We start from the raw sequence: 6,420 nt of genomic DNA on the forward strand, positions 1-6,420 counted from the left end.
TTCCGTGGCGGGGCGGTCGGTCAAGGGTGGCCGAAGGCCATCGCGAAGCGACGCGACGTAGGAGCGCCCTTGAGGGACCGGCCCGACGCGGAAGGACGATGAGACTGACGGGAAAGCCCCAAACCCTCCCTGATTCGGACCCGCCGCGACCCCGCCCCCTACCCCCGCCCCAGGATCACCGTCCCCGAGGAGCAGAACCAGCCTCCCGTGCCCGAGGCCAGGGCTACCCGGGGGAGGTGGCCGCCCGGTTTGAGGACCTGGCCCGGGCCCGCCTCGCCGCGGAGTTGGCGTACGGCTTCGACCAGGAGGAACAGGCCGCGCATGCCCGGGTGGCAGGCCGACAGGCCGCCGCCGTCCGTGTTGACGGGCAGCTCGCCCTCCCGCAGCAGGCGGCCCTTCTCCACGTAGGCCCCGCCCTCGCCCTTCGGGCAGAAGCCGAGGTCCTCCAGGGTCACCAGGGTCATGTACGTGAAGGCGTCGTAGATCTCCGCGAGGTCCACGTCCGCCGGGGTCAGGCCGGCCCGCTCGAAGGCCAGCCGGCCCGAGACCGCCGCCGGGGAGACGGTGAAGTCCTCCCACTCCGACATCGTGGTGTGCGAGACGGACGTGCCCGAGCCCAGGATCCAGACCGGCTCCTTCGCCGTGTCCGGTACGTAGTCCTCCGCCGCCAGCAGCACCGCGCAGCCGCCGTCCGAGCGGATGCAGCAGTGCAGCTTGGTGAACGGGTCCGCGATCATCTCCGATGACAGGACCTCGTCCACCGTCAGCGGCTCGCGGAACATCGCGTCCGGGTTCGTCGCCGCGTTCGCCCGGGCCTGGACGGCCACCGAGGCCAGCTGCTCCAGGGTGGTCCCGTACTCGTGCATGTGCCGGCGTGCGGCCATCGCGTACTTGGAGATCAGCGTGTGCCCGTACGGAACCTCGAACTGGAGCGGTCCCCGGGCCCCGAAGGAGAGGTTCGAGGTGCGGCGCCGTGCCTTGATGTCGGCCCGTGCGGTGGATCCGTAGACCAGCAGCACGGCGTTGGCGTGCCCGGCCGCGATGGCGTCGGCCGCGTGGGCCGCCATGACCTCCCAGGTCGAGCCGCCGACCGAGGTGGAGTCGACCCAGGTGGGCCGCAGCCCGAGGTACTCGGCCACCTCCACCGGGGCGAGGACGCCGAGGCCGGCCGAGGCGAAGCCGTCGATGACGGAGCGGTCCAGGCCGGAGTCGGCCAGCGCCCGCCGGGCGGCCTGCGCGTGCAGGGCGTAGGGGGTCGGGCCGTCGACCCGCCCGCAGTCCGAGAGGGCGACGCCGACCACCGCGACCCGGCGGCGCGGGCGGGACTCGGGGCCACGGGACAGGGGGCCGGAGGCGGGTCCGGAAGTGGGTCCAGGCATGAGGGGACGGTACAACTGACGGAGTGTCAGATGCTAGACCACGGCCGAGGCCTTCCCGGCCCACCGTTCGACGCCGCCCCGCCCCTCCCTCGATCGACGCCACCCTCCCCGCCCCCTGTGCTTCTCGCCCCGCCCGCCCTAACATGACGCCCCGTCAGATACGGGGAGGAGCCCGACGATGGACGCCGCCTTCACCGCGGAGCAGGACGAGATGCGCCGCACCCTGCGCGAGATCCTGGGCAAACGCTGCGGTCCGGACGAGGTCAAGGCCGCCGCCCGCACCGCCACCGGACACGACCGCGAACTCTGGCGGCAGCTCGCCGGGCAGCTCGGCCTGCCCGGCATCGCCGTCGCCGAGGAGTACGGCGGCGTCGGCTGCGGCCCCGCCGACCTGGCGCTGGCCTGCGAGGAGACCGGCCGGGTGCTGCTGCCCTCGCCCCTGCTGGCCACCGCCGCACTCGCCGCCCCGCTGATCGCCGCCCTCGGCACCCCCGGCCAGCGGGCGGCCCTGCTGCCCCCGCTCGCCGCCGGTGAGCTGACGGCGGCGCTCGCCGTCCCGGGACCCGCCCTGGCCACCGCCCTCGGGCTGACCGGCGAGAACACCCCCGGGGACTGGGCCGGCGGGGGCCGCGCCGGCGGGGTGCAGGCCCGCGCGGCGGTCCCGGACCCCGCGACCACCCCCGGAATCCCCGGCATCCCCGGAGCCCCCGCCTGGCGGCTCTACGGCGAAGTCGCCCAGGTGCTCGACGGTCACTCCGCGGACCTGCTCCTCGTCGCCGCTCACACCGGCGGCTTCGCCCGCAGCCGCACCCTGCTGTTCCTCGTACGGGAGGACGCGCCCGGCCTCGTGCGCTCCCGGCAGCCCACCCTCGACGAGACCCGCCCGCAAGGACGCGTCCAACTGCGTGACGTGCCAGCCGAGTTGCTGGGGGAAGGGCGTGGCGGCGACGGAACCGACCCGCTCCCCGCCCTCGCCGCCACGGGCCGCACCGCCGCAGCCGTCCTCGCCGCCGAGGCGGTCGGGGCGGCCGACCGGGCGCTGGCCCGCACCGTCGAGTACGTCAGGGAGCGCGAGCAGTTCGGCCGGGCCATCGGCTCCTTCCAGGCGGTCAAGCACCGCCTCGCCGACCTCTACGTCCACGTCCAGGCGGCACGCTCCGCCGCCTACTACGCCGCCTGGGACCCCGGCCAGGGCGCGCTCGCCCTCGCCCAGGCCCTGGAGGCCCTGCGGATCACCGCGGGCGAGGCCGTCCAGCTGCACGGCGGCATCGGATTCACCTGGGAGCACGACGCCCACCTGTACTTCAAGCGGGCGGCCGCCGACGAACTGCTCTTCGGCCCCGTCCACCGGCTCCGCGCGCACGCCGCGCAGCGGTCCGGGCTGTTCACCCCGGCCTCCGGCAACGAGAAGGTGGCGCTCTGATGGCTCCCGGCGTCAGGCTCATGCAGAAGGTCTCCTCGACCATGCTGTTCGCCAAGATCGCACCGCACTTCATCCCCGCCATGGACAAGGCGGTACACCGCCTGACCCGTGGAAAGGTCCTGCTCAGCGCCCGGATGCTGCCCGGGGTGATCCTCACGGCGAAGGGCGCCAGGACGGGTGAACCCCGCACCACCCCGCTCGCGTGCATGCCGCGGGACGGAGGCGAGAGCTGGCTGCTGATCGGCTCCAACTTCGGCCGCCCCGGCCACCCGGCCTGGACCGGGAACCTGCTCAAGCATCCGGAAGCGGACGTGAACTGGCAGGGACGGGACATCGCCGTACGGGCCCGGCTGCTGGAGGGGGCCGAGCGCGCGGAGGCATGGCGGGCGGTGCTGAAGTTCTGGCCGCCCTACGCGACGTACCAGGCGCGCATCGAGCGCGAGATCAGGCTGTTCCGCCTGGAGCGACGCTGATCACAGGGCGGGCCGAACGGGCAGGCGGGTAAATCGGGCAACGCGGGTCGGGCGGGTCAGGCGGGCAACGCGGGTCAGGCGGGCAACGCGGGCAACGCGGGTCAGGCGGGCAAGGCGAGCGAAGCGAGTATGGCGGCCAAGACGGCCAAGGCCGGCGGACCCTCGGTGAGGGTCCGCCGTCACTTGGTGGGCTTCTTCCCCGTGACGCCCAGGTGCACGAGCAGCGCCAGGTTCGGCTTCAGCTCGGCCTGCTTGACGCCCCAGGTCTGGAAGCCCTTCTGGTGCGAGGCGACCGCGGCGAGCATCGCGACCAGCGAACCGGCCATCGCCGCCGGGCTGAGGTCCTTGTCGACCTTGCCCTTGGCCTGGAGCTCCTTCATGGACTCCGTAAGGGAGTTGGTCACGGAGTTCAGGATCTTCATGCGGATCTTGTAGAACCGCTTGTCGCCCTCGGCCGCGCCCAGGTCGACCACCCGCAGGATGGCGTCGTTGCGCCGCCAGAACTCCAGGAACCCCTCTACGAGTTCCTCGGCGGCCGCCCAGCCGGCTTTGCCGACCCAGTTGCGGCCCTCGACGAGCGCCGTCAACTGCGCGCCCTCCGTGGCCATTTGCTCGGCGATCTCCAGGACGGCGCCTTCGACGTCCGGGAAGTACTGGTAGAAGGTCGCGGGGGAGGTGCCGGCCTTGCGGGCGACATCGATCACTTTGACGTCGCGGTACGGCGAGGAGCTGAGCATCTCGCCGAGGCAGTCGAGCAGCTTCTGCCGCGTCGCCTGGCCGCGCCGGCCGGCGACACGCCCGTCGACGGTGCGTACTTGTCCTGTCATGCCGTCAGCTTACCGAGGGGGGATCGGCGCGCTATTCGGCCGCCTGCAAATGGGGTTACGCACCCGCCGACCTGGTGGGAAGCGCCCGCCGGAAGGCCCCGCCGTCGAATTCCGGCCGCGCCGCACCGCCCCCGCCGCAGGGCCCGCCCGCGCTCAGCCCCGGCCCCGCCCCCCGCCCCCGCCCGTACGCCGCCCCGCCCGCGCGCCCCGCGCAGGTGCACACGTATCGTGGCGTATCCCCCGAATAGTCTTATCAACAGGGTGTGGACAAGTTTTCGGGCGGATCATGTCTGATACACACGAAACCGCACCGAACCAGCACGAAACCGCACCGCGTGCGGGCAACGGAAGGGAACCCGCCCCATGGCCGCATTCGCGGAAGGCTCGCCCTGCTGGGTCGACGCCTCGCTCCCCGACGTCGAGGCCGGAAAGCGCTTCTACGGTGAGCTCTTCGGGTGGACCTTCGGGGACAGCGCAGGCCCCTCGTACGGCCACTACACCCAGGCCTACAGCCGCGGCCGCAACGTCGCCGCCCTCGCCCCCAAGCCCGACGGCCGCATGCCGACCGTCTGGGGCATCTACCTGTACACCTCCGACGCGTACGCCTGCGCGCAGCGCATCCGCGCCGCGGGCGGCCAGATGGTGATGGACCCGCAGCCCGTCGGCCCGTACGGCACGGCCGCGCTGGCCGCCGACCCGGGCGGGGCCGTCTTCGGCCTCTGGCAGCCCGGCACCCACCACGGTTTCGACGCCCAGCAGGAGCCGTACACGTACTGCTGGTCCGAGGTCTACACCCGCGCCCGCGACGCCGTGGACGCCTTCTACGCCAAGGTCTTCGGCTACGTCCCGGAGGACCAGGACGACGCCGAGACCGGCATCGCCTACCGCGTCTGGTCGCCGCCCGGCAGCGCCCCCGGCTCGGACACCGCCGTCCTCGGCCGCACCTTGATCACCGAGGCGTTCCCGGAGATCATGCCGGCCCACTTCCTGGCCTACTTCGCCGTCCCCGACTGCGACCAGAGCGTCGCCACCGTGCAGCGGCTCGGCGGGCGCGTCACCGCGGACCCGTTCGACACGCCGTACGGGCGGATCGCGGTCGTCGCCGACAACCAGGGGGCCGTCTTCGGGCTGCTCTCGGAGCCCCGCGTGAAGAGCGGCGCGTGAAACGAGGACGGGAGCCGGGGCCGGACCCGGCGCGGGCCTGACAGAATCGAGCGTGCTGGGTGATGGAGCGGGTCCGGCAGGGGCCCGTACGGGGAGGTGTGGAGGCGAGTGGTGGAGCAGCTGACGCAGCACGACCCGAGACGGATCGGCCCCTTCGAGGTGCTGGGACGGCTCGGCGCCGGCGGCATGGGGCTGGTCTATCTCGCACGGTCGGCATCCGGACGCCGGGTCGCGATCAAGACGGTGCGCACCGAGCTCGCCGAGGACCAGCTGTTCCGGGTGCGGTTCACCCGGGAGGTGGAGGCGGCGCGCGCCGTCTCCGGCTTCTACACGGCCGCCGTCGTCGACGCCGATCCGCGGGCCGCCGTGCCGTGGCTGGCGACCGCGTACGTCCCGGCTCCCTCCCTGGAGGAGATCATCAACGAGTGCGGGCCGATGCCCGCCCAGGCCGTACGGTGGCTCGCGGCCGGCATCGCCGAGGCGCTGCAGTCCATCCACGGCGCCGGCCTGGTCCACCGCGACCTGAAGCCGTCGAACGTGCTCGTCGTCGAGGACGGCCCGCGCGTGATCGACTTCGGCATCGCGAGCGGGGTGTCGAACACCCGCCTGACGATGACGAACGTCGCCGTCGGCACACCCGCGTACATGTCTCCCGAACAGGCGAAGGACTCGCGCAGCGTCAAGGGCGCCAGTGACGTGTTCTCGCTGGGCTCCACCCTCGTCTTCGCCGCGACCGGGCATCCGCCGTACCACGGGGCGAACCCGGTGGAGACGGTGTTCATGCTGCTGCGCGAGGGGCCGAACCTGGACGGGCTGCCCGACGAGCTCCGCCCGCTCATCGACTCCTGCATGCAGATGGACGCCACGCAGCGGCCGACCCCCGCCGACCTCCAGGCGCAGCTGGCCCCGCACCTCTTCGAGGGCGGCGACGAGAGCGGGACCGCCTCGGCGTGGCTGCCCGAGCGGGCCGTCGCGATGATCGAGGCCCGCCGCGCGGGTCACCGTACGGCCGCCACCGCACCCGCCGTCCCGGCCCAGCCGCCGGCCGGGCCCCGGTCGGGGCCGCAGTCCGGGCCGCAGTCGGGGCCGCCGTCCGGGCCGCAGGCCGGGCCCGCCACGCACCGCCGGCAGCGCGGCGCCGCCGACCCCTGGGC

Annotated in this window: 6 protein-coding genes; 4 read left to right on the forward strand and 2 right to left on the reverse strand. The window is 73.4% G+C overall.

Going from position 1 to position 6,420, the window contains the following annotated elements; all coding sequences use genetic code 11:
- Positions 1–158: 158 nt before the first annotated feature.
- Positions 159–1,379, reverse strand: coding sequence for an acetyl-CoA acetyltransferase (locus tag ACFV0Q_RS07460; RefSeq protein ID WP_385001858.1), 1,221 nt, complete (start codon positions 1,377–1,379; stop codon positions 159–161).
- A 178-nt stretch (positions 1,380–1,557) separates the two neighbouring features.
- Here ACFV0Q_RS07460 and ACFV0Q_RS07465 point away from each other — a divergent pair, with 178 nt between their 5' ends.
- Both ACFV0Q_RS07465 and ACFV0Q_RS07470 read left to right on the forward strand, forming a co-directional pair.
- Positions 1,558–2,802 carry an acyl-CoA dehydrogenase family protein gene (locus ACFV0Q_RS07465; protein WP_385001861.1) on the forward strand — a complete coding sequence of 415 codons (1,245 nt, stop codon included), beginning with the start codon at positions 1,558–1,560 and terminating at the stop codon, positions 2,800–2,802.
- Positions 2,802–3,275, forward strand: a complete 474-nt coding sequence (locus ACFV0Q_RS07470; protein ID WP_385001864.1) for a nitroreductase family deazaflavin-dependent oxidoreductase — start codon at positions 2,802–2,804, stop codon at positions 3,273–3,275. The genes ACFV0Q_RS07465 and ACFV0Q_RS07470 overlap by 1 nt, the downstream gene beginning before the upstream one ends.
- A 179-nt stretch (positions 3,276–3,454) precedes the next feature.
- On the opposite strand, the gene ACFV0Q_RS07475 is transcribed toward ACFV0Q_RS07470, so the two are convergent.
- Complete coding sequence (locus ACFV0Q_RS07475) at positions 3,455–4,102, reverse strand: TetR family transcriptional regulator (RefSeq protein WP_385001867.1); 648 nt, start codon at positions 4,100–4,102, stop codon at positions 3,455–3,457.
- A gap of 363 nt (positions 4,103–4,465) precedes the next feature.
- Here ACFV0Q_RS07475 and ACFV0Q_RS07480 point away from each other — a divergent pair, with 363 nt between their 5' ends.
- Positions 4,466–5,266: a VOC family protein gene (locus tag ACFV0Q_RS07480; RefSeq protein WP_385001870.1), complete on the forward strand. Its 801-nt coding sequence runs from the start codon at positions 4,466–4,468 to the stop codon at positions 5,264–5,266.
- A gap of 108 nt (positions 5,267–5,374) precedes the next feature.
- On the forward strand, positions 5,375–6,420 hold a 1,046-nt coding region (locus ACFV0Q_RS07485), incomplete at its 3' end, for a serine/threonine-protein kinase (protein ID WP_385001873.1).

The sequence above is a fragment of the Streptomyces sp. NPDC059564 genome (assembly GCF_042735575.1).
Classification (GTDB): domain Bacteria; phylum Actinomycetota; class Actinomycetes; order Streptomycetales; family Streptomycetaceae; genus Streptomyces.

Coding starts and splice junctions, on each gene's coding strand:
- ACFV0Q_RS07460 (WP_385001858.1), bottom strand. CDS start 1,379: ATGCCTGGACCCACTTCCGGACCCGCCTCCGGCCCCCTGTCCCGTGGC.
- ACFV0Q_RS07465 (WP_385001861.1), top strand. CDS start 1,558: ATGGACGCCGCCTTCACCGCGGAGCAGGACGAGATGCGCCGCACCCTG.
- ACFV0Q_RS07470 (WP_385001864.1), top strand. CDS start 2,802: ATGGCTCCCGGCGTCAGGCTCATGCAGAAGGTCTCCTCGACCATGCTG.
- ACFV0Q_RS07475 (WP_385001867.1), bottom strand. CDS start 4,102: ATGACAGGACAAGTACGCACCGTCGACGGGCGTGTCGCCGGCCGGCGC.
- ACFV0Q_RS07480 (WP_385001870.1), top strand. CDS start 4,466: ATGGCCGCATTCGCGGAAGGCTCGCCCTGCTGGGTCGACGCCTCGCTC.